This window comes from Ensifer sp. R1-3, assembly GCF_056739175.1.
Map to the genome: position 1 here is coordinate 1,483,316 of NZ_CP096515.1, position 21,689 is coordinate 1,505,004.

The 21,689-nt window shown below is 63.0% G+C and carries 15 protein-coding genes; 2 read left to right on the forward strand and 13 right to left on the reverse strand.

Annotated elements, in window-relative coordinates; genetic code table 11:
• Nucleotides 1–27: 27 nt before the first annotated feature.
• The 3 genes from M1D43_RS07180 to M1D43_RS07190 all read right to left on the reverse strand — a co-directional run bounded on the left by M1D43_RS07180 (nt 28) and on the right by M1D43_RS07190 (nt 5,268).
• The gene (locus M1D43_RS07180) at nt 28–426 is read right to left on the reverse strand and encodes a (R)-mandelonitrile lyase (RefSeq protein WP_153314783.1); all 399 of its coding nucleotides are present in this window, start codon (nt 424–426) and stop codon (nt 28–30) included.
• 88 nt (nt 427–514) lie between these two features.
• Nucleotides 515–3,976, reverse strand: a complete 3,462-nt coding sequence (locus tag M1D43_RS07185; protein WP_153314782.1) for an ATP-binding protein — start codon at nt 3,974–3,976, stop codon at nt 515–517.
• A complete protein-coding gene (locus M1D43_RS07190; RefSeq protein WP_153314780.1) occupies nt 3,976–5,268 on the reverse strand; it encodes a metallophosphoesterase family protein in 1,293 nt (430 codons plus the stop codon). The genes M1D43_RS07185 and M1D43_RS07190 overlap by 1 nt, the downstream gene beginning before the upstream one ends.
• 254 nt (nt 5,269–5,522) lie before the next feature.
• Between M1D43_RS07190 and M1D43_RS07195 the strand changes: the two genes are divergently transcribed.
• Nucleotides 5,523–5,996 carry a MarR family winged helix-turn-helix transcriptional regulator gene (locus M1D43_RS07195; RefSeq protein WP_003531815.1) on the forward strand — a complete coding sequence of 158 codons (474 nt, stop codon included), beginning with the start codon at nt 5,523–5,525 and terminating at the stop codon, nt 5,994–5,996.
• A 186-nt stretch (nt 5,997–6,182) separates the two neighbouring features.
• Here the strand turns inward: M1D43_RS07195 and M1D43_RS07200 are convergent, their stop codons facing one another.
• The 7 genes from M1D43_RS07200 to M1D43_RS07230 all read right to left on the reverse strand — a co-directional run bounded on the left by M1D43_RS07200 (nt 6,183) and on the right by M1D43_RS07230 (nt 16,999).
• Entirely contained in the window at nt 6,183–8,375 is a 2,193-nt protein-coding gene (locus M1D43_RS07200; RefSeq protein ID WP_153314776.1) for an esterase-like activity of phytase family protein, read from the reverse strand.
• Nucleotides 8,376–8,605: 230 nt separating this feature from the next.
• Nucleotides 8,606–8,878 (reverse strand): DNA-binding protein HupB, encoded by a 273-nt coding sequence (hupB, locus tag M1D43_RS07205; RefSeq protein ID WP_003531811.1) that lies wholly within the window; start codon nt 8,876–8,878, stop codon nt 8,606–8,608.
• A gap of 221 nt (nt 8,879–9,099) precedes the next feature.
• Entirely contained in the window at nt 9,100–11,520 is a 2,421-nt protein-coding gene (gene lon, locus M1D43_RS07210) for an endopeptidase La (protein WP_003531808.1), read from the reverse strand.
• 473 nt (nt 11,521–11,993) lie between these two features.
• Nucleotides 11,994–13,271 (reverse strand): ATP-dependent Clp protease ATP-binding subunit ClpX, encoded by a 1,278-nt coding sequence (gene clpX / locus M1D43_RS07215; protein ID WP_003531807.1) that lies wholly within the window; start codon nt 13,269–13,271, stop codon nt 11,994–11,996.
• Nucleotides 13,272–13,564: 293 nt separating this feature from the next.
• Entirely contained in the window at nt 13,565–14,191 is a 627-nt protein-coding gene (gene clpP / locus M1D43_RS07220; RefSeq protein WP_003531805.1) for an ATP-dependent Clp endopeptidase proteolytic subunit ClpP, read from the reverse strand.
• A gap of 276 nt (nt 14,192–14,467) precedes the next feature.
• Nucleotides 14,468–16,033 (reverse strand): phospholipase D family protein, encoded by a 1,566-nt coding sequence (locus M1D43_RS07225; RefSeq protein ID WP_127515188.1) that lies wholly within the window; start codon nt 16,031–16,033, stop codon nt 14,468–14,470.
• A gap of 108 nt (nt 16,034–16,141) precedes the next feature.
• On the reverse strand, nt 16,142–16,999 hold the full coding sequence (locus M1D43_RS07230; RefSeq protein ID WP_003531801.1) for an endonuclease/exonuclease/phosphatase family protein: 858 nt from the start codon (nt 16,997–16,999) through the stop codon (nt 16,142–16,144).
• Between the two features lie 171 nt (nt 17,000–17,170).
• Here M1D43_RS07230 and M1D43_RS07235 point away from each other — a divergent pair, with 171 nt between their 5' ends.
• Complete coding sequence (locus M1D43_RS07235; RefSeq protein WP_153314774.1) at nt 17,171–18,418, forward strand: cytochrome P450; 1,248 nt, start codon at nt 17,171–17,173, stop codon at nt 18,416–18,418.
• 987 nt (nt 18,419–19,405) lie between these two features.
• Here M1D43_RS07235 and M1D43_RS07240 read toward each other — a convergent pair.
• The 3 genes from M1D43_RS07240 to M1D43_RS07250 are packed head-to-tail and all read right to left on the reverse strand — an operon-like array spanning nt 19,406 to nt 21,502.
• Nucleotides 19,406–19,747, reverse strand: a complete 342-nt coding sequence (locus tag M1D43_RS07240) for a cupin domain-containing protein (RefSeq protein ID WP_498814168.1) — start codon at nt 19,745–19,747, stop codon at nt 19,406–19,408.
• A gap of 18 nt (nt 19,748–19,765) precedes the next feature.
• On the reverse strand, nt 19,766–21,046 hold the full coding sequence (locus M1D43_RS07245; protein WP_153313621.1) for an O-acetylhomoserine aminocarboxypropyltransferase: 1,281 nt from the start codon (nt 21,044–21,046) through the stop codon (nt 19,766–19,768).
• Between the two features lie 27 nt (nt 21,047–21,073).
• Entirely contained in the window at nt 21,074–21,502 is a 429-nt protein-coding gene (locus tag M1D43_RS07250) for a CoA-binding protein (protein WP_153313620.1), read from the reverse strand.
• Between the last annotated feature and the right edge of the window lie 187 nt (nt 21,503–21,689).

A 21,689-nucleotide genomic window follows, 5' to 3' on the forward strand; every position in this document is an offset into this window, starting at 1 on the left:
GGCCTTCGACATCGTCACGCACGACCCCTACCCGCCCCGATACTGCTCCTCCGTCACATGCTCGAGCCAGTCCACCACCTTGCCGTCGAGCGCCTCCTGAATCGCGATATGCGTCATGCCGGTATCGGACGCGGCGCCATGCCAGTGCTTTTCTCCCGGCGGGAACCAGACGACGTCGCCGGCGCGGATCTCGCGCAGTTGCCCGCCCCAGCTCTGCGCCAGGCCGCGGCCTGCGGTGACGATCAGGGTCTGGCCGAGCGGGTGCGTGTGCCAGGCGGTGCGTGCGCCGGGCTCGAAGGTCACGGTCGCGCCGCGTACCCGTGCGGGTGACGGCGCCTCGAAGGCTGGGTCCACGCGCACGGAGCCGGTGAAATATTCGGCCGGGCCGCGCGCCGAGGGTCTCGATCCGCATTCGAAGATTTCCATTGGTGCCTCCTTTGAGGGACTTCGCCGGGCCAGCCGACGGGTGATGCAGGGCCAAGGCGCATGCAGCTTACCTCCTTCCGGCAAGCGGCTACAACCGGTGGATCGTCACGCCCGGGCAGGCGCTCCGCGCAATGTCGCAAAGATGCTCGTGGTGGGTCAGATAGATCACCTGCCCGACATCGGCCATTTCCGCCATCAGCTCGAAGGCGCGGCCGGCGCGGCCGTCGTCGAAGGTTTCCATGATGTCGTCGGCGATGAAGGGCAGCGTCTCCCGCGTCGCCGCGACCTCGTGGTAGCCGGCGATCCTGAGCGCGAGATAGAGCTGGAAGCGCGTGCCCTTGGAAAGATCGCGGGCGAGCTTCGATCCGCCGGCGGCGGTATTGGCGATGAGGAATTCCTGGCCCTTGTCGGCTTGCGTCGAGAGACCGGAATACTCGCCGCCGCTGATATGCATGAAAGTTCGCGAGGCGCGCTGCATCATGGCGCTGCGGTGGCGCTCGCGAAACAGCCTGAGCGCCTGTTCGGCGGCGATCACGCCCGCACGCAGCCGGAGATAGCCGATCGCCTTGCTCTCGATGTCGAGAAGCAGCGTGCGGCGCCGCTGTTCGAGCTCCGCCACCCGGTCGCCGCCCTCGACGGCGGCAAGCGCCCTCTCCCGGGTCCTGACATCGGCGTGCAGCTCGCTGACATCCCGGTCGGCCGCGTCGATCGCCTCCTCCAGCCGCGCGAGTTCCAGGCCGAGCTCCCGGTCGTCGAGGTCGGCTAGAAGCGCTTCGGCCTCGGCGGCGGTCGCGACGCCGAGCCGCGCAGCCAGATCGCTTTCCATTTCCGAGCATCTCTGCCGCAGCCGCTGCTCTTCGCGGGCGGCTTCCAGGCAGGCGGCCGCTTCGTCGAGAGTCCCGCAGTCGAAGAAGTCGAGGACCCTTCGCCTGTTGGCGGCGTGGAGCCGCTCCTCGGCGCGCAGCGAGTCGAGGCTCTCCTCCATGCGCTCGATATTGCCCTGAAGCGCCAGGCGGCGCTCCTCCTTCTGAAGTGCGGCGGCAACGCGATCGCGCACCGCGCAAAAGAGCGTGAGGACATCGCCGGCCTGTCTTTCGCCAAGTACCGCGGCCAGGCCCACGACGCTTTCCGTGAAGGCCGCCTGATCCCTGCGCATGCCCGCCACGCGATGGTCGAGCTCCGCCTTCTTCTGCATCAGCTTGTCGAGGTCCTGAAGCACGGCAAGCACGGGGCCGATTTCCTGCGGCTGTGGCCGCTCCACCTGCCGGGAAAGCCATGTGCCGGCGAGCGCCTCATCCCATTCCCCGCACCAGGACGCCATCGCAGCCTCCGCGGCCGCAAAGACGGACCGCCGCTTTTCGAGCGCCTCCGAGGCACGTTGGAACTGCGCCACGGCATTCCGGTAGGCCGCGGATGCGGCCTCCGCGCGGGAGGAGACAAGTTCCGCCACCGCGAGCAAGGCGTCGAGCCGCTCCGGCAGCGCATCGGTGATCCCGAGCCGCGCCAGCTCCGCCCGAAGGCTGCAGACCGCCGCCTTCTCTTCGGCGACCGCCCGGTCGCGCTCCTTCAGCGCGGTGCGCAGTTCGCCGCGCAATTCGAGCGCGGATGCGCGGGCCGCAAGCCAGGCCTCCAATTGCGGCAGCCCCGTTATGCAAGGCAAGCCACAGGCGCGTGCGGCGGTGCCGATCTCGGCGCTCAGCCTCTGCCGCTGCTCCTCCGCGGCTTTCCTTTGCGCGTCCAGCGACTGTAGGCGGGCGCTCCGCTCGGTGACGGCAAGCGTCAGGCTGCGTATCTCGGCCACGCGCTCCGCCTGGGCAAGCCGAAGCGCCGTGATTGCATCATGCTCGTTCAGTGCGGTCTCGAATGCGATCGCCGTCTGCTCGCCGAGATCGGCACGATGCCGCTGCCAGGCAGTATCGCGGCGCCGCCTCAGTTCGCAAACGGCCGCGTCATCCACGACGCCGCCATTGGCCGCAATGGCGGCAAGGCGCGCCTCGTCTCCGGCCTGGCGCTCGCTTTCATCGGCGATCCTGTCGGCGAGGCGCAAGCGCCGCTCCGCCTCGGCGTGGTCCTCGGCCCGCCACGCTTCCACGACGGCCGGTGCCGGAGCGGGAAGCGCGGCCAGATCGTCGATCGTACCGGCGAAGGGCCGCAATTCATCCAGTCTGTCGCAAATCGCAGCCTCGAGCCGGTGGATCTCTCTTGCCGACGACTGCTGGCGCAACAGGCAATCGCTCTGCCGGAGGAGATGCACGCGCTCGGCGAGGAACGCCGGGTCGGCCGCCCCCTCCTTCAGCCGGGCGGCTTCGCGCTCGGCGTCGCCGTGGTTCCCTTCGGCGGTTTCCGTCTCCTCGCGCGCCGACGCAAGCCTTTCCGAAAGGCTTGCATGCCGGCGCATCAGATCCTGCAGGCGGACGGCGCGCGCCGCCGGCAGCAGGAGCGAGGCGAGATCGGGATTGCCCGCCTCGCCGAGGCGGACCAGGCAGGCATCGATCTCGGCGGCCGTCTTCGCAAGTTCCTCCAGACGCGCCGGCATGTCGCGGTCCCCCGTCAGATAGCGGGCTTCGAGGGCGGTCTCACGCAGAGCCCCGAACCGTTCCGCGATCGCGAGCGCCTGCTCGTCCCGAGGTAACCCGGCAAGCTCTTCGCCCCGCCGGGTGAGTTCCTCGTGCACCTGCCGGAGCGCCGCGGAGATTTCCGCATCGCGCCGGCGAAGAACCGGCAACTCCTCCTGCCACTCCGCCGGCGGCACCGGCAACGGGTCCCGCCCGGCAAGCTCCTGCCTTGCGCCGCGAAGCCGCGCGAGAAGCGGCAGGGCGTCGCGCTGACCGCGCATCCTGTCCCGGTCGGCGCGCAACTCGTTGCGCAGCCTCGCCGCCGCCTCGTGGCGTGCGCGCATGCTCGCCAGGGCCTTGCGGAGTGCTGCATATTCGCGTGCATTCACGTCGATCTCGTTCCGCTCCGCCTTCAACGCATCGAGATCAGCCTTCAGTTCGGCAAGCTGGTGCTTGCGCGCCTGCGGGCGGAAGAAGGAATCCGCTTCGGCTCGAAGCCCGGCAAGCACGGCGGTGCTGTCCGGCAGACCGGAACTCGCGGAAAACAGAAGGGACCCGAGTTCGCCCTCGCTCTTCAGTATGGCTTCCCCGCCCTCTTCGATGCTGTCGTCGTCGAGCGAGAACATCGTGCTGTAGGTTGCCCGGTCGATGGAGCCGAGGGCTGTGGAAAACAGGCCGTCGGGCAGCGGCTGCTCGTCGGGGCCGATCAGGCTGTTGGCATTGCGCTTGATGCGGTAGGCGTGATGCAGGCGGTTACCGGCCGCGACGATGCCGCCGATCCGCATCGTCTGATAGGGATGCAGGAAGCCGTAGGGGCTCGAACGTTCTATGCCGAAGATGAGGTCGAGGAAGCCGGAGAAGAGGGTCGACTTGCCGGCTTCGTTCGGGCCGTAGATAAGGTGAAAATCCGGCTCGCCCAGCTTCGCCTCGCCGAAATCGAGATGCCGCTCCGTGAATTTGCCGTAGCGGACGAGCTCCAGTCGCTGAAGCCGCATCAGTCGGTGCCTCCGGCGCCGGCACGGCCGTGAAGATGCGCCAGCACATCCGCACTCCCCGCAAGCGCTGCCTCCAGCGCCAGCCGCTCCAGCGCCTCTTCGTCGCCCGCCAGCACTTGCCTGAGTTCAGGCGGCAATTGCTGCAGGAGCTCCTTGGCAACGCCGCTCAGTTCGGCGCGAAAGCCGAAGGAGGGCAGAACGTCGTTTTCGACGAGTGCCGCCAGTTCGCCGACCGGATCGGCCGCATTTTGCTCCGCATTGCCGGTTGCCTGGCAGCTCATTTCCGTGTTCTCGATCCAGCATCCGCCGATCCCGGCCGCGATGTTGACGATCTCCGCCTCCAGGAGATCCGCGTCGCGCCTGAGGCGCCAGGCAAGCGGCGTCGCGCCGGTCAGCGTCAAGCGCAGGATCAGATTGTCCGCCGCCATGTTCTTTCGAAGGAGGATCAATTCACTGGTCACCGCATCCAGCATGTCGCGCCAGTCCGCAATCCCGCTCACGTCGATCTCGTGCCGCTCGAACGCGGCGGTGCCGGTCGGCCGTTCATCCAGCGTAACCAGCCCTTCATCGTCGATCGTCACGACCGTGACGCCCTTCGTCCCCGCTTCGTTGATGTCTCGGCCCTGCGGCATGCCGGGCATGACGATGCAGGGCTTTTCGCAGTGCACCTGCCGCTGGTGGACATGGCCGAGGGCCCAGTAGTCGAAACCGTGCCGCTGAAGCTCGGCGACGCTGCAGGGCGCGTAGGGGTCGTGGGCCGCGGATCCGGAGAGGCTGGTATGCAGCATGCCGATATTGATGCCGCCGGCGACCGGCGGATGGAACTGAGGCAACAGGCTTTCCGGAGCGTGGGGGTCGCCAAAGCTCACGCCGTGGACGTGCACCGTGCGGCCGTTCGCAAGCGTCTTGACATGAACCGTCCTGCTCTTGCCGGCAAATACATGCACCGAAGGCGGCAGGGTGAGTTCGCGCGTCACCTGCGACTGGGAATCGTGATTGCCGCGAATGATGAACGTCCGGATGCCGGCCTCGTCGAGCCGCCGAAGCTCGCCCGCCAGGAAGAGCGCCGTGTTCATTGAAGTCTGGCTGCCGTCATAGAGATCGCCGGCGATCAAAAGCGCATCGACGCTTTCGGCAATGCAGAGATCGACGATGCGGACGAGCGCATTGCGCGTCGCGCTTCGAACGAGGCCGGCAAGCTCCGCATTCCGGAGTGCCAGGCTGCGCAAGGGCGAATCGAGATGGAGGTCTGCGGTGTGAACAAATCGGAAGGGCATGGCCGGGCGGACCATGGCCCGGCGCCGCCGCTTTCGTCAATGGCCGCAGGACCAGGTATCCACGGAATGCTTGAATGCGAGCAGCATCGCAACGCCAACTGCCGGCAACTCTTCGCTTCACAAACAAAGGCATCGCGAGCAGGAAGCGTTTCTTACAGCCGGCGGTCATTCCCAAGTTTTAGGTGGTTTTGGTCGACAAATGCGGCAATTGTGACTATCAATAATGTCACTGCCATTTCACATGGCCCCTCATAATAACTCATAAGGTCATGAAGAAGACATTCGAGGTTTCCGACAAGCTGTTCGAGCTCTACCATCGCGTTCATCGGCTGGTGAACGAGTCCATGACGGAAGAAGGCGTATCGCTTGCCAGGAGCAAGTTCCTGTTCTTCCTGAGCAAGCTCGGACCCTGTCGGTCTACCGACATAGCCTGTGCGCTGAATTTCGCTCCGCGAACGGTGACCGAGGCGATCGACGGACTGGAACGCGACCGTCTGGTCATGAGAAAGCCCGACCCCGAGGATCGCCGCGCGAAGATCGTCTCGATAACAGAGACCGGCCGGGCCGTACTTCAGGCTGCAGAACATCCGCGCAAGCAGCTCATCGAAGAGATCTTTTCGGCGCTCGACGACGAGCAACTCGACCAACTCTATGACATCGTCAGCAAACTCGTCGAGAAAACCGACGACATCCGCAAGCGCAAGGAAGAAGCGGAAGCCGCCGAGATTGCCGTCGCGCGCTAGATCACGATGTTTTAGGTCGGATCGACCTAAAGACATGAACGTGATCGACTCCAAAAGTTGGAGCGGGATGCGGGCGGAAAACCGCGCACACTTTTCCTCATTCCGCTCTGAGCTTCGCTTCGAATGCAAAAGGAAGAGGCCGGGACGTCATGTCCCGGCCTCTTCCTTTTTCTCGGGATGGGACGCTTACATGGCGTCCATCGCGCCTATGGAGAAGAACAGCGTTTCGCCGGAGGAATCGTCGACGCCGTCATTGTCGGTGACGACATAGCCGTTGCCGGCTGCGTCGACTGAAAAGCCTTCGACCTTGTCGACGACATAGCCGTTGAGCGACTGCAGGTCCGGAATGAGGTCGCGCACCTCTTCCTTGTTCACGACAGGCAGTTCCCCGCCGAGCGCCGCGGGTTTCAAATCCGCAAGCGCAACGCGGTAGAGCTTCTTGAGCTTGGCGGCTTCGCCGATCAGATTGTCACGCTCGACGACATAGGCGTAGTCTCCATGAACGGAGATTTCCGACAGGCCGACCCAGCCTTCCTCCGACTTTTCAAGCGGATAGCGCACGGCGCCCCATTCTTTGCTCGACGGCTTGTAGGAGACGAGCTTGACGAAGCCCTTCTCGTCATCCTTCCATTCGCGCTGCACAGCCATCCAGAGAACCTGATCGTCCCCTTCGCCCACGACTGCGACGCCTTCGAAGCCGTAGCGGATCTCGTTGGCGCGCAATTCCTCCGGCAGCGCGATCTCCTGCTTGATCTCGCCCTTCTTGTTCACGTGCAGCAGCGCGTGGCTGTAGAGCTTGTCGGAATTGCCTTCCGAAGCGAGCCAGAAGCCGCCTTCGCCATCATTGGCGATGCCTTCGATGTCGAGCTTCTGGGCGGGAGCGCCGTCACGGATGATCGGCAGGGCTTCCGTGATCAGCGCGGGCTTCTGCGTAGCGTCGATCGTGAAGATGGTCGGCTGCGACGAGAAGACGGAATCGTTGACCGCATGCAGGAAGCCGGGCTTGTCGGCAGCGGCAAGACCGGAAAGCGCCCCGAAGCCGATGGGCAGCCCGTCCTTCTCCACGGAACGGATCTGCGGATAGGCAGCCTTCCCTTCGCCGCGCTCGTAGATCATGACATGCGACCGCGCCCCGCCGTCTTCGACGAGATCGACCTCGTTGGCGGTCGCAAACAGGTTGCGCCCGGGAATGGCGACAGCGCCCTCGGGCGAAACGCCGGAGGGCAGAAGCTGGACGAGCTCCGGTTCGCCGCCCGTATCCTTGTAGACGCCGACGATCGAGGCACGCTCGGACAGAACGAAGAAAAGCTTGTCTTCCCCGAATTGCGCCATTTCCAGGCCTTCCGGCTCGACGCCCTTCGCCGAGGAACGCTTTTCCGGATAGTGGCCGATCGACGCGATAGCGCGCTCGAAGCCTGCTCCCGATTCGTAGAGGACCTTCCCGGTCGTGTCGAAGATCGTGAAGCCGCGGCTCCCGCCCTCGTAGTCGCCCTCATTGGCGACGACCAGACGATCGTCGTCGAGCCACTTGATCGCATCGGGCTCGCGTTTGCGGCCCGCCTGCTCGCCGGTGAAGGCGATGGAGCCGTCACGCTTGGTGTCGATAGCTTCGAGATCGACCGTGCCCGCAGGGAAATGCGTCTTCACGGTCGCGGACTTGCCGTCGATGACGACGATGTGGTTGTTCTCCTGGAGGGTGAGTGCAATCTCGTCCCTGCCGTTGAAGGCAACGAACTCCGGCTCGGGATCGTCGCCGGCGACCTCGGCGAGACCGGTCAGCGTCACATGCTTGATCGTCGCGCAATCGGCCGCCCCGTCCTTCAGCGACAGGATCACGAGATCGCCTGCAGGCATCTGCGGGATCTGCCCGTCATTGACGTCCTCGTCGCGCTCGTTCTCGATCGCGATTGCGGCAAGCGTCCGATCCTTGTTCACGGCCACCGAGTCCGGCTGGCCGCCGAGATCGCAGGTGGCGTCCACCTTCCTCCCGGCAATGTCGACCACGGCGAGCACGCCGGACGGCTTGGTAAAGCTTTCGCTCGTGTTGACGGCAACGAGCGCTTTGGCGCCGGCTACCGCGACCGAGGTCGGCTCCCCGCTGAAAGAGACGATACCGCCTGCCTCAGGCGCCTTGGCATCGGTGATGTCGATGAACCCGATGCGCTTGCCGGGACTGTCGGAATAGATCAGCGTATTGCCGTCTTCGCTTGCGGTGATGATTTCGGCCGATGTCGGCGCGTTCCGCTCGGCTCCCTCGGGCAAATTCGTGGCCACCGCAAAGGATGCGATGCGGTTGAATACCTGTTCGGCCTGAACGACCGACGCCGTCGATGCGGCGAGCGCCGCGGCCAATGCCGTGGTGATGGAAAATGCTTTCATCTGTCCCTCCTTGTCGCGACACGCCTTTGCGCTTCCGCGTGCGTCCGAAAACGTCGGACGGGAGGCTTTTGCAACTGTCCTGTAACAGCTGGATGACAGCGAGGCTTGGAATGAAAAGAGGCCCGGATGACCGGGCCTCAATCAACCTGCCGAATGCCGCCTGGGCGGTATCGCGACAGATGGAACATGAACCAGTAGCGGACGGAGGCACCCGCCGCTCAATCGGTAAATTAGTTGACGGCGTCCTTGAGGCCCTTGCCGGCCGTGAACTTCGGCACGTTGCGTGCCGGGATGTCAACTTCCGCACCCGTCGACGGGTTGCGGCCCTTGCTGGCTTCGCGGCGCGATACGGAGAAATTGCCGAAGCCGACGAGGCGGATGTCGCCGCCGTTCTTCAGTTCGCCCTGAATGGTCTCAAAAACTGCATCAACGGCAGAAGACGCATCTGCCTTCGAGAGTCCGGCCTTGTCGGCTACGGCAGCCACGAGCTCATTTTTGTTCATGTTTCCACCCCTTTCATGCTGGTTCGAAACGACTGTCTTCTTAAGGCGGGGCTGCGAGAGCAATGCCCACGTCTTGCCATTCCCAATTGCGCCTAATCCCTTGGAATGCAAGGGTTGCAGCGTGCTTTTACAACAAAAAAGACCGGCAGAACGCCGGTCTTCCTTGTTTTTCTGGCCGAAGGGCGCAAGCGGGACACACTTACCACCCTATCTGTACTGCCTCAGTGGGCAATCGAAGTGCCCGCTTCGTCCTGCGAATCAACGGACGGCAGGGCGGCCGGCTGGCTTGCCGGATCCCATTCGATGGGCTCCGGAAGCCGCAGCAACGCGTGCGCGATCACCTCGCCCATCCGCGAAACGGGGATGATTTCGAGGCTGTTCTTGACGTTGTCAGGGATGTCGGCGAGGTCCTTGGCGTTCTCCTCGGGGATCAGCACCTTCTTGATGCCGCCGCGCAGAGCCGCCAGCAACTTCTCCTTCAAACCACCGATCGGCAGGACGCGTCCACGCAGGGTGATTTCACCCGTCATCGCCACGTCCTTGGAGATCGGGATACCGGTCATCACCGACACGATCGCCGTCGCCATGGCCACACCGGCGGACGGACCGTCCTTCGGAGTTGCGCCCTCGGGCACGTGGACGTGAATGTCGCGCTTGTCGAACAGCGGCGGCTCGATGCCGAAATCGATCGCGCGCGAGCGGACATAGGATGCCGCTGCCGAAATGGATTCCTTCATCACGTCACGCAGGTTGCCGGTAACCGTCATGCGGCCCTTGCCGGGCATCATCACGCCCTCGATCGTCAGCAGTTCGCCGCCGACCTCGGTCCAGGCGAGACCGGTGACCACCCCGACCTGATCGTCGCGCTCGGCTTCGCCATGGCGGAAGCGCGGCACACCGAGATAGTCGTGGATGTTCTCGGCCGTCACTTCGACCTTCTTGGTCTTGCCCTTGAGGATCTCCGTCACCGCCTTGCGCGCCAGCTTCATCAGCTCGCGCTCGAAGTTGCGCACGCCCGCTTCTCGCGTGTAGTTCTGGATGACCGCCATAAGGGCGCCATCGGTCACGGAGAATTCGTTCGGCTGGAGCGCATGATCGCGGATCGCCTTCGGCAGCAGGTGCCGCTTGGCAATCTCCCGCTTTTCATCTTCGGTATAGCCGGCAATGCGGATGACTTCCATGCGGTCCATCAGCGGCGGCGGAATGTTGAGCGTGTTCGCCGTGGTGATGAACATCACGTTGGAGAGGTCGTATTCCACCTCCAGGTAGTGATCCATGAACGTCGAGTTCTGTTCCGGATCGAGCACCTCCAGAAGCGCCGAAGACGGATCGCCACGGAAGTCCTGGCCCATCTTGTCGATCTCGTCGAGCAGGAAGAGCGGATTGGACTTCTTCGCCTTCTTCATCGACTGGACGACCTTACCCGGCATGGAGCCGATATAGGTCCGCCGATGGCCGCGAATTTCGGCCTCGTCGCGAACGCCGCCCAGTGCCATGCGGATATATTCGCGGCCGGTCGCCTTGGCGATCGACTTGGCGAGCGACGTCTTGCCGACGCCGGGAGGACCGACGAGGCACAGGATCGGCCCCTTGATCTTGGACGAACGGGCCTGCACCGCCAGGTACTCGACGATACGTTCCTTTACCTTGTCCAGACCGAAGTGATCGGTATCCAGCACCTTTTCGGCGTGGTTGAGATCGGTCTTGATCTTCGACTTCTTGCCCCAGGGCAGGCCCAGCAGCCAGTCGAGATAGTTGCGGACCACAGTCGCTTCCGCCGACATCGGGCTCATCTGGCGCAGCTTCTTCAGCTCCGCATCCGCCTTTTCGCGGGCTTCCTTGGAGAGCTTCGTCTTGGAGATGCGCTCTTCGAGTTCGGCCATCTCGTCGCGGCCGTCCTCGCTGTCGCCGAGCTCCTTCTGAATCGCCTTCATCTGCTCATTGAGGTAGTACTCGCGCTGCGTCTTCTCCATCTGGCGCTTGACACGCGAACGGATGCGCTTTTCGACCTGAAGAACCGAAATCTCGCCTTCCATGAAGCCGAGCGCCTTTTCGAGGCGCATCTTCACGCTCGTCGTCTCCAGCATTTCCTGCTTTTCGACGATCTTGATCGACAGGTGGGATGCGACGGTATCAGCGAGCTTCGAGTAGTCTTCGATCTGGCTCGCGACGCCGACGACTTCCGGCGAAATCTTCTTGTTGAGCTTCACATAGCTCTCGAATTCGGAAACGACCGAACGGCTCAGCGCCTCGATCTCGACCGGATCCTCGTCCGGTTCGGGCAGTGCATGGGCCATGGCCTCGTAGAAATCGTCACGCGGCGTATAGCGCTCGATCTCGGCACGCGACCGTCCTTCGACCAGAACCTTCACGGTGCCGTCGGGGAGCTTCAGAAGCTGCAGCACGTTTGCAATCGTGCCGACTTTGTAAATGGCGGAGGGTTCCGGATCGTCATCCGTAGCGTTGATCTGGGTCACGAGCATGATCTGCTTGTCCGTACCCATGACCTCTTCGAGTGCACGGATCGACTTTTCCCGGCCGACGAAGAGCGGCACGATCATGTGGGGGAAGACCACGATGTCACGCAGCGGCAGAACCGGATAGGTCGCGCTTTCAGTCGCCGGAGACGTTTTGTTCGTCATATCATTTCCTTTCCGTCCCGATGTTCGGGCCCGTTTCCGGGAGCCTCTACGGCACTCCCGGCTGTCACATTTCGTACATGAAAGTGGAGTGCAAGAGAGGCCTTTTCAAGGTACGGCGCAATCCCCGCCTTCATGGATAATCCCCGACCTTTAAGCTCGGATGCTGTTGCAGACCTTGCGACCTGCCCGGATATCGCGGTCCGCAAATACGCATCCATTGAATCGGCACATCATCGCGTTGTTGCGGCACTTTAGCAACAATCGATTGGTGCGATCACCATGATTTTGAACTGAAACATTCGAGCGAACGGGCCGGAACGGCGCCTGCAGAGCCGTCCTCCAAAACGCCGGTCCCCCCACCCCTTCGCCGCCACGATCGCAACGGCGCACCATGAAAAAGCCCGCACGCGGCGGGCTCTTCAAACAATCGTGAGCGGCGTTGCGCGCCCGATAAGACGCGCGGCGCTGTGGCCTCAAGCCGAAACGTTGGTCTTCTCCTCGGAACGCTCCGAGTAGATGTAGAGCGGCCTCGCCGTCCCCTTGACGACCTCGTCCGAAATGACGACTTCGCGAACGCCTTCCAGCGTCGGCAGTTCGAACATGGTGTCGAGCAGGATCTTCTCCATGATCGAACGCAGGCCGCGTGCGCCGGTCTTGCGGACGATGGCACGGCGGGCGATCTCACGCAGCGCGTCCTCGTGGAAGTTCAGTTCGACGTCTTCCATCTCGAAAAGCCGCTGATACTGCTTGACCAGAGCGTTCTTCGGCTCGGACAGAATCTGGATCAGCGCATCCTCGTCGAGATCCTCGAGCGTCGCCAGAACCGGCAAGCGCCCGATGAACTCCGGGATGAGGCCGAACTTGACCAGATCTTCCGGTTCGAGCTCGCGCAGCACCTCGCCGACGCGCCGGTCTTCCGGAGCGCGCACAGTCGCGCCGAAGCCGATCGACGTCTTCTCGCCGCGGGCGGAGATGATCTTGTCGAGGCCCGCAAAAGCGCCGCCGCAGATGAAGAGGATATTCGTCGTATCCACCTGCAGGAATTCCTGCTGCGGATGCTTACGGCCGCCCTGGGGCGGTACCGAGGCGACGGTACCTTCCATGATCTTCAGAAGCGCCTGCTGCACGCCCTCGCCCGAAACGTCGCGAGTGATCGACGGGTTGTCGGACTTACGGGAAATCTTGTCGACCTCGTCGATGTAGACGATGCCGCGCTGGGCGCGCTCGACGTTGTAATCGGCCGCCTGCAGGAGCTTGAGGATGATGTTCTCGACGTCCTCACCGACATAGCCGGCCTCCGTCAGCGTCGTCGCGTCGGCCATCGTGAAGGGAACGTCGATGATGCGGGCGAGCGTCTGCGCCAGATAGGTCTTGCCGCAGCCGGTCGGCCCGACCAGCATGATGTTCGACTTCGCCAGCTCCACGTCGCTGCTCTTTGCCGCATGGGCAAGGCGCTTGTAGTGGTTATGCACGGCGACCGACAGGATGCGCTTGGCCTGCTGCTGGCCGATGACGTATTCGTCGAGGACCTTGATGATCTCCTGCGGCGTCGGAACGCCGTCGCGGGACTTGACCATCGAGGTCTTGTTCTCTTCGCGGATGATGTCCATGCAGAGTTCGACGCATTCATCGCAGATGAACACGGTCGGTCCGGCAATCAGCTTGCGGACTTCATGCTGGCTCTTGCCGCAAAACGAACAATAGAGGGTATTCTTCGAGTCACCGCCGTTGCTACCGCTGACCTTGCTCATTTCCACTTCCTTCCAGCACGCCGGACACCTTCGGAAAGATATCACGGACACTCAGTTCGCCTTGCACGTCGGCTCCAGGCGCCGCCCAAGGCTCTTGGGAGTACTCACCGTCCGGGCGGAGGCCCGATCACCGGTTGCAACGACTCTCCCCATCAAATCCGAATGCTATGCCCCTTGTTCCAACATAGCATTAAGGATTCATATTAACGGCTTTGCCCCTCGGATAAAGCCCCTTCGCCATTACAAATGTGTCACAATTACATCTGTGGCGACACAAAAGCCCGTGTTCGAACCTATTCCATGCCCTCGACCGCATCGCGCGACGTGATCACCTTGTCGATCAAACCCCAGTCGAGCGCTTCGTCCGCACTCATGAAATGATCGCGGTCGAGCGTCTGCTCGACTTCTTCGTAAGTGCGGCCGCAATGCTTGACGTAAACCTCGTTCAGCCGGCGCTTCATCTTGAGAATGTCGCGTGCATGCCGTTCGATGTCGGACGCTTGGCCCTGGAACCCGCCGGAGGGCTGGTGGACCATGATGCGCGAATTGGGCGTTGCGAACCGCATGTCCTTGTGACCGGCGGCAAGCAGCAGCGAGCCCATCGAAGCCGCCTGGCCGATGCAGAGCGTCGAGACCGCCGGCTTGATGAACTGCATGGTGTCGTAGATCGCCATGCCCGCCGTCACGACACCGCCCGGAGAGTTGATGTAGAGAGCGACTTCCTTCTTCGGGTTTTCCGCCTCGAGGAACAGCAGCTGTGCGCAGACCAGCGTCGCCATGTGGTCTTCGACCGGTCCCGTCAGGAAGATGATGCGCTCCTTGAGCAGTCGCGAATAGATGTCGTAGGATCGCTCGCCGCGATTGGTCTGCTCAACAACCATCGGCACCAGCGCCATGGCCGTATCAACTGGATTTCTCATATCGAACCTTCATCAATCGGGACCGCATCCCTTCGCGGACCGGAATCATCGGATAAGCCTCAGACCTTACATAGAGTGTCAATGCCCTTCACTTCAAGACGCGAACATTCGATAAACTGAATAGTCGCAGGCCCGGGGTCCAGAGCTTTTCATCGGCGTGGCGGATTGGCGGTAGAACAATTTTCCAATTCTTGATGCCGTCGCGCATGCCCCCGGCCACCTTCCTCACAGGCATTCGCAATAGCGCGGTAAACGACCGGTAAATTCCGTCGCCTCTCAAAGCTGTGACTCCAACGGCAGAAAGCGGATCACGCCGGCGATCAGCCGCCGGAGAATGCCTGCGTCCGGCTCGCGCCGCAGCAGCCGCAGGGAGCCGTTCGTCCGATCCCGCCATGCGGGCCGGCCGTCCTTCAGCATCAGGCGATAGCTCCGTTCCGGCGCCGTTTCCTCGTCGAATATCGATTGGAGCTCGGCGGCGAGCGCCTCGTCGGAAAAGACGATGCCCATCTCGGTGTTGAGCGACGCGGAACGCGGATCGAAGTTCATGGAGCCGACATAGCCGCAGAGGCCATCGACGACGAAGGCCTTGGTGTGGAGGCTCGCGTTTCGCGCTCCGAACAGCGACATGCGGTGGCGATCGAAGAAATCGCCGCGCTCCTTGAGCTCATAGAGCTCGACACCGCCGTCAAGCAGCCCTTTGCGATACTTCACGTAGCCGCCATGCACTGCCGCGACATCGGTTGCAGCGAGCGAATTCGTCAGCACCGCCACCCTCGCGCCCTTACCCGCGAGGAGCGCCAGCACGCGCGTCCCCGCTGCGCCGGGGATGAAGTAGGGCGAGATGATCCGCAGATCACGGCTGGCGCCCTTGATCAGCGGGAACAGTTCGCGCAGCAGCCAGTTCTGCCGCTTCTGCATCAGCGCCTTTTCCGGCGGGTCGAACGCCATGCGCACATCCGCGCTGCGATGGAGGGTCCGGCTTCCCCAGTATGAGCCGGGACCCGCAGCCGCCGCGTCTGCGACCCTTTCCAGATAGAAGCGCGCGGCCGCCGTGCGCGCCAGCCCGTCCAGCGCCTCTCTCAGCGCCGGAAGGTACTGCTTGCGCGGCGTCCTGAGGGCTGCGATCGGCAGCACCGACGTGCTGTTCCAGTAGAGATCGAACATGGCCGTCGCCTGGTCGACGACCGGACCCGCCATCCAGACGTCGAGGTCACGGAAGTTCGACAGTTCGGCCGCGTCGAAATAGGCATCACCGATGTTGCGCCCACCGGATATCGCCAGCCGGCCATCGGCAACCCACAGCTTGTTGTGCATCCGGCGCGTCGCACTGAAGGCCCGTATCGCCATTTCGAACCCGCGGCGGAAGCGGTCCGTTCGTGCCCGGCTTGGATTGAAGAGGCGCACGTCGACATTCGGATGGGCGTCGAGCGAAATGCAGAGACGATCATGGATTCCTGCATTGATATCGTCGAGCAGCAGGCGGACGCGAACGCCGCGGTCGGCCGCCCGGATGATCTCGCGCGTCAGCAGAAACCCCGTCAGGTCGTCCTTCCAGTAGTAATATTGCAGGTCGAGGCTGCGCCCCGCCCGGCGCGCCGAAAGCGCCCGCGCAACGAAGGCTTCGATGTTATCGGAAATGAGCGCGACCACGCTCTCGCCGGGGTGGGCGGCACCCAGCAGTGGGCCCAATTGCCGATCGATGCCCGTCTCGTCTCCGCCGATGGGGAGCGCGAATGAGGGTTCGGTCCGCGGCCTGCGGCCAAACCAGCCGTAGACATAGAGGACCGCGACCAGGAAGAGCCCGCAGAGCGCTACGAGAAAAAGTGCAACCCACGACCACATCAGATGCTGCCCTGCCGCATGTTTCACCGGAGCCGGATCAAGGGTGAAACATGCAGAAACCAAAGTACGACGGCGACCATTGCGCCTTCTATGAGGCGTGCGACACCGCTATCCCTGCCCCGCATCGGCCAATCGGGCCTCCTCATCCTCGGGGCCGTCCTTCTGGACAACCTTGAGATCGATCGAGGCCTTGACGGGCAGATGGTCCGAAGCCACGCGCGCCAGCGGCGTGTCGTGCACGGCCACCGAGGTCACCAGATGATGCGGATTGCCGAGAACCCGGTCGAGCGGCAGCAGCGGAAAGCGCGAGGGAAAACTGGCAACGGCTGAATGCGACGGGTCGAATATCGGACTGAGGAAGCTGAGCGAGGAGCGTTTGCCCATGCGCCATTCGTTGAGGTCGCCGATCAGCAGCGTCGGCCGGCCGGCACCGTCCGCCGTCGCCTTCAAAAGCGTTTCCGCCTGGCGCGCCCGGGAATGACGCAGCAGGCCCAGGTGAGCGGCGATCACCCGCAACGGTCCCGCTTTCAGGTCGAGATCGACGACGAGGGCACCGCGCGGCTCGACGCCCGGCAATTTCAGCTGCCGCACGTCGGAAACCGCACCCTCACGGATAAGCAGGACGTTGCCATGCCATCCGTGGCCTTTCTCGCTAAAAGGCGAAATCGGAACGGAGACAAGATGCGCCTCACGGCGCAGGTGCTCGAGATCCAGGAGCCCCGCGCGCTCGCCGAATCTCTGGTCGGCCTCCTGAAGCGCGACGATATCCGCACCGATCTCGGCGATGACCTGCGCAATTCGCGGCGGGTCGAAGCGCCCGTCGGTGCCCACGCATTTGTGGATATTATAGGAGGCGATCACGATGTCGCCGCGGTTCACGGCGGCATCACGGTTGACGACCGTGGGCCGTCGCTTTCGTATCGCCGCCATAATGCCCGCGGATAGATTGCCTTGCGCCTTTGCCATGCCGCTCCCTGCTTGCTGCCGCATCATGCTCAAATAGGTCGGGCGGTGCTACCGAAAAAGTATCTATCGCCGATGTTGTTCCTTCCGGTGCCGAGGCACTTGCAGTCAGCCCTCATGGCGCAATAGAGATGCGGATCGCCATCCGATTGCAGCATTCGAAGAGTCGATATCATGTCCATCGCCCCCGGTATCACCATCGACGGCCCCGCCCGGCGCGTCTCCCTTGACGTCCGCAACCCCCGTTTCTTCCGCAATCCGCTGCCGGCCTACGCGGCGCTCCATGCGCAATGTCCGGCCTTTTTCTGGGAAGAGCCGCAGCAGTGGTTCTTTGCGGGCTACGAGCAGCTGAACAGCCTGTTGCGCGACCGTCGCTTCGGCCGACAGATCCTGCATGTCGCGACCCGGGAAGAACTCGGCATGCCGGAGCCGAAACCGCATCTGAAAGATTTCGATGCACTCGAGGCGCACTCGCTGCTCGAACTGGAGCCTCCGGCCCATACGCGGCTGCGCACGCTCGTCAACCGCGCCTTCGTCTCCCGTCAGATCGAACAGCTCAGGCCGGAAATCGAGGCGCTCTCGCATGCGGTGATCGACGGCTTCGAGAAGGATGGCGAGACCGAGCTGTTGAAGACCTATGCCGAGACGATCCCGGTAACCATCATCGCGCGGATGCTCGGCATTCCGGTCGAAGCGGCGCCGCGTCTGCTCGACTGGTCGCACCGCATGGTGAAGATGTACGTGTTCAATCCCAGCCTGGAAACGGAGTTCGACGCCAACAATGCATCGGCGGAGTTCGCCGGCTACCTGAAAGGGATCATAGCCGAGAAGCGGACAAACCCGGCCGACGACCTGCTCACGCATATGATCACCTCGGAGAAAGACGGCGAGCGCCTGTCGGACGCGGAGCTGATTTCGACCACGGTCCTCCTTCTGAATGCGGGCCACGAGGCGACGGTTCATCAGATCGGCAATGCCGTGCGCACGATCCTGCAGTCCGGCCTCTCGCCCGCCGAACTTTTCTCGGACGAGAAGGCGACGGAGCGCACGGTGGAGGAGTGTCTGCGCTTCGCCGCGCCCTTGCACATCTTCCAGCGCTACGCCCTCATGGATATCGAGCTGGAGAACGGCATCGCCCTCAGGAAAGGGGACAAGATCGGCCTGATGCTGGGGGCGGCGAACGTCGATCCGCGCAAATTCTCCTCTCCCGATACGTTCAGGCCGGACCGCAACGAAGGCGCCAATGTTTCGTTCGGCGCCGGCCTGCACTTTTGCATCGGCGCACCGCTGGCACGGCTGGAGTTGCAGATTTCGCTGCCGATCCTGTTCCGGCGGCTTCCCGGGATGCGGCTCAAGAACGAGCCGCCGGTCAAGGACGCCTTCCACTTTCATGGTCTGGAGCGGCTCGATCTCGTCTGGTGAGCGGCGGCTTGAAATCGCTACTCTCCCCTCCTCATTCCTGTGCTTGTCACAGGAATCCAGCCAGACCAAGTCCTTGGGCTGAAAGACTCTTCCCGCGCCGCAGACGCGGCGCTGCTGGATCCCTGTGACAGGCACAGGGATGAGGGCGAAAGGAGGGACGGATGCAGTCCGTCGATACGTCGATACTATCCTCAGGCCGAGCCGCAGGTGAAATATGCCCGCACACCCACAAGCGGACACTGCCCGTAACGCATACCTTCCCCCAACCTCATTCCTGTGTCCGGCACAGGAATCCAGCCAGACCAAGTCCTTGGGCTGAAAGAACTGTTCGGCGCCGCAGACGCGGCGCTGCTGGATCCCTGTGACAAGCACAGGGATGAGGGTGGAAGTGGGGACGTCCGTCGATACGGAGATACTATCCTCAGGCCGAGCCGCAGGTGAAATATGCCCGCACACCCACAAGCGGACACTGCCGTAACGCATACCTTCCCCCCAACCTCATTCCTGTGCTTGTCACAGGAATCCAGCAAGCCCAAGTCCTTGGGCTGAAAGACTCTTCCCGCGCCGCAGACGCGGCGCTGCTGGATCCCTGTGACAAGCACAGGAATGAGGGTGGAAGTGGGGACGGATGCAGTCCGTCGATACGTCGATACTATCCTCAGGCCGAGGCGCAGGTGAAATATGCCCGCACACCCGCAAGCCGACACTGCCGTAACGCATACCTTCCCCCAACCTCATTCCTGTGCTTGTCACAGGAATCCAGCAAGCCCAAGTCCTTGGGCTTAAAGAACTGTTCGGCGCCGCAGACGCGGCGCTGCTGGATCCCTGTGACAGGCACAGGGATGAGGGTGGAAGTGGGGACGGATGCCGTCCGTCGATACGGAGATACTATCCTCAGGCCGAGCCGCAGGTGAAATATGCCCGCACACCCGCAAGCGGACACTGCCGTAACGCATACCTTCCCCAACGTCCTCATCGCGGCCGGCGTCAGACGCGGATCACGTAGTCCTTGCGAGTCGTTTCAACGACTTCCCAGGTTCCCTTGAAGCCGGGTCTCAGCACCAGGCTGTCGCCGGCTCTGAGATGAAGGGGTACCCCGCCCTCTTCGGTCACGATCGAATGACCGGAGAGGATGTGGAAATATTCCCACTCGTCATAGACGATGCGCCATTTGCCGGGCGTGGCCTCCCATATGCCCGCATAGAGCCCGCCGGCCTCCTCGAAATTCCAGGTGCGAAATTCCGGATTTCCAGAAATCAGCCTGCCGGGCGCCGGCGCCCCGATCTCAGCCTCGAGGGAAGACGGATCGAAATTCAGCATATGGCTCATGGGAAGCCTCCACGCCTCTCAGGCCTTGCCCAGCGCCTGTTCGAGATCGGCAATGATGTCGGCCACATCCTCGATGCCGACCGACAACCGGATGACGTCGGGTCCGGCGCCTGCGGCGACCTGCTGCTCCGGCGTGAGCTGCCGGTGCGTGGTCGATGCGGGGTGGATGACGAGCGAACGCGTGTCGCCGATATTGGCAAGATGGGAGAACATTTCCAGTGCCTCGACAAAGCGCTTTCCCGCCTCGTATCCGCCCGCGAGCCCGAAGGTGAAAACGGCTCCCGCCCCCTTCGGCGAGTAGCGTTTCTGCAGTGCGTGGTTCGGATCGTCTTCGAGCCCGGAATAGCGGACCCAGGAGACCTTTTCATGTCCCTTCAGCCAATTGGCGACCTCCAGCGCGTTGTCGCAATGGCGCTGCATCCTCAGCGGCAGCGTCTCGACGCCGGTCTGGATCAGGAAGGCGTTGAAGGGCGAAATGGCCGGACCGAAGTCCCTCAGACCCAATACCCGTGCGGCGATGGCGAAGGCGAAGTTGCCGAAGGCCTGGTGCAGGACGACGCCGCCATATTCGGGCCTCGGCTCCGACAGCAGCGGATACTTGCCGGATTTCGACCAGTCGAACGTACCGCCGTCGACGATGATGCCGCCCATCGAATTGCCGTGACCGCCGATGAACTTGGTGAGCGAATGGACGACGATATCGGCGCCGTGTTCGAGCGGCCGCATCAGATAGGGCGTCGCCATCGTATTGTCGACGATGAGCGGCAGTCCGTGTCGCCGCGCAACGTCAGCGATCGCGGCTATGTCGACGAAGGTGCCGCCCGGATTGGCGAGGCTTTCGATGAAGATCGCCTTGGTGCGTTCGTCGATCTGCGCATCGAAGCTTTCGGGCTCCGCCGAATCGGCCCAACGGACCTGCCAGTCGAAGGCCTTGAAGGCATGGCCGAACTGATTGGCCGACCCGCCGTAAAGCTGTCTGGCGGAAACGAAATTGTCACCCGGCCTCATGACCGTATGGAAAACCAGCAGCTGGGCCGCATGCCCCGAGGAAACGGCCAGCCCGGCGGTCCCGCCTTCGAGCGCCGCGATCCGCTCCTCCAGCACCGCCTGCGTCGGGTTCATGATGCGGGTATAGATATTGCCGAATTGCTGGAGGCCGAACAGTGCGGCTGCATGATCCGTGTCGTTGAAGACGAAGCTGGTCGTCTGATAGATCGGCGTCGCCCGCGCACCGGTCGTCGGATCGGGCTGGGCCCCGGCGTGAATTGCAAGCGTGCTGAATCCGGGTCCGGCTTTCATCGTCGTTCCTCCCTCACTTATTAAGGATCATCCGACCAGTCGCGGATATTCGATTGCCGGGCAACGGTCCATGACGACCTTGATGCCTGCGGCCTCAGCCTTGGCGGCAGCTGCGTCGTCGCGGACGGACAGCTGTCCCCAGATGACCTTGGGCAGGGCCGGCAGCGCCAGGATCTCGTCGACGAGCGCGGGCAAGGCCGAAGCCGCACGGAAGACGTCCACCATGTCGATCGCCTCCCCTATATCCGCGAGGCGCGCTACCACCGGCTGGTCGAGGATCGTACCGCCCGCATGGCCGGGATTGACCGGAATGACGCGGTATCCCTTGCGGAGAAGGAAGGCCATGACGCGATAGCTCGGCCGCTCCGGCTTCGGCGAGGCGCCGACGAGCGCGATGGTCTTCGTCTCGCGCAGGATGTCGGCAAGATAATAGTCCGGGTAGGCGTCGTGGTTCATGCTTGTTGTCCGGGCATGTTCATCATGCGGAGCGATAGTTGGCGTGGAGCGGCCGCGAGTCAACCGAGGCACCTTCCCCCGGCCATGCATTTCAACCGTTTCGTTGCGATCGATCCGTAATTCCGGTTGCATTTCGGCAAATGCGAGCCCACAACCGGCTTTCCCGCCCAATCACCCCGCCGAGGTT

Bases quoted from the DNA above. Each gene is read 5' to 3' on its own strand.
- M1D43_RS07180 (WP_153314783.1), bottom strand. From the start codon at position 426: ATGGAAATCTTCGAATGCGGATCGAGACCCTCGGCGCGCGGCCCGGCC.
- M1D43_RS07185 (WP_153314782.1), bottom strand. From the start codon at position 3,976: ATGCGGCTTCAGCGACTGGAGCTCGTCCGCTACGGCAAATTCACGGAG.
- M1D43_RS07190 (WP_153314780.1), bottom strand. From the start codon at position 5,268: ATGGTCCGCCCGGCCATGCCCTTCCGATTTGTTCACACCGCAGACCTC.
- M1D43_RS07195 (WP_003531815.1), top strand. From the start codon at position 5,523: ATGAAGAAGACATTCGAGGTTTCCGACAAGCTGTTCGAGCTCTACCAT.
- M1D43_RS07200 (WP_153314776.1), bottom strand. From the start codon at position 8,375: ATGAAAGCATTTTCCATCACCACGGCATTGGCCGCGGCGCTCGCCGCA.
- hupB (WP_003531811.1), bottom strand. From the start codon at position 8,878: ATGAACAAAAATGAGCTCGTGGCTGCCGTAGCCGACAAGGCCGGACTC.
- lon (WP_003531808.1), bottom strand. From the start codon at position 11,520: ATGACGAACAAAACGTCTCCGGCGACTGAAAGCGCGACCTATCCGGTT.
- clpX (WP_003531807.1), bottom strand. From the start codon at position 13,271: ATGAGCAAGGTCAGCGGTAGCAACGGCGGTGACTCGAAGAATACCCTC.
- clpP (WP_003531805.1), bottom strand. From the start codon at position 14,191: ATGAGAAATCCAGTTGATACGGCCATGGCGCTGGTGCCGATGGTTGTT.
- M1D43_RS07225 (WP_127515188.1), bottom strand. From the start codon at position 16,033: ATGTGGTCGTGGGTTGCACTTTTTCTCGTAGCGCTCTGCGGGCTCTTC.
- M1D43_RS07230 (WP_003531801.1), bottom strand. From the start codon at position 16,999: ATGGCAAAGGCGCAAGGCAATCTATCCGCGGGCATTATGGCGGCGATA.
- M1D43_RS07235 (WP_153314774.1), top strand. From the start codon at position 17,171: ATGTCCATCGCCCCCGGTATCACCATCGACGGCCCCGCCCGGCGCGTC.
- M1D43_RS07240 (WP_498814168.1), bottom strand. From the start codon at position 19,747: ATGAGCCATATGCTGAATTTCGATCCGTCTTCCCTCGAGGCTGAGATC.
- M1D43_RS07245 (WP_153313621.1), bottom strand. From the start codon at position 21,046: ATGAAAGCCGGACCCGGATTCAGCACGCTTGCAATTCACGCCGGGGCC.
- M1D43_RS07250 (WP_153313620.1), bottom strand. From the start codon at position 21,502: ATGAACCACGACGCCTACCCGGACTATTATCTTGCCGACATCCTGCGC.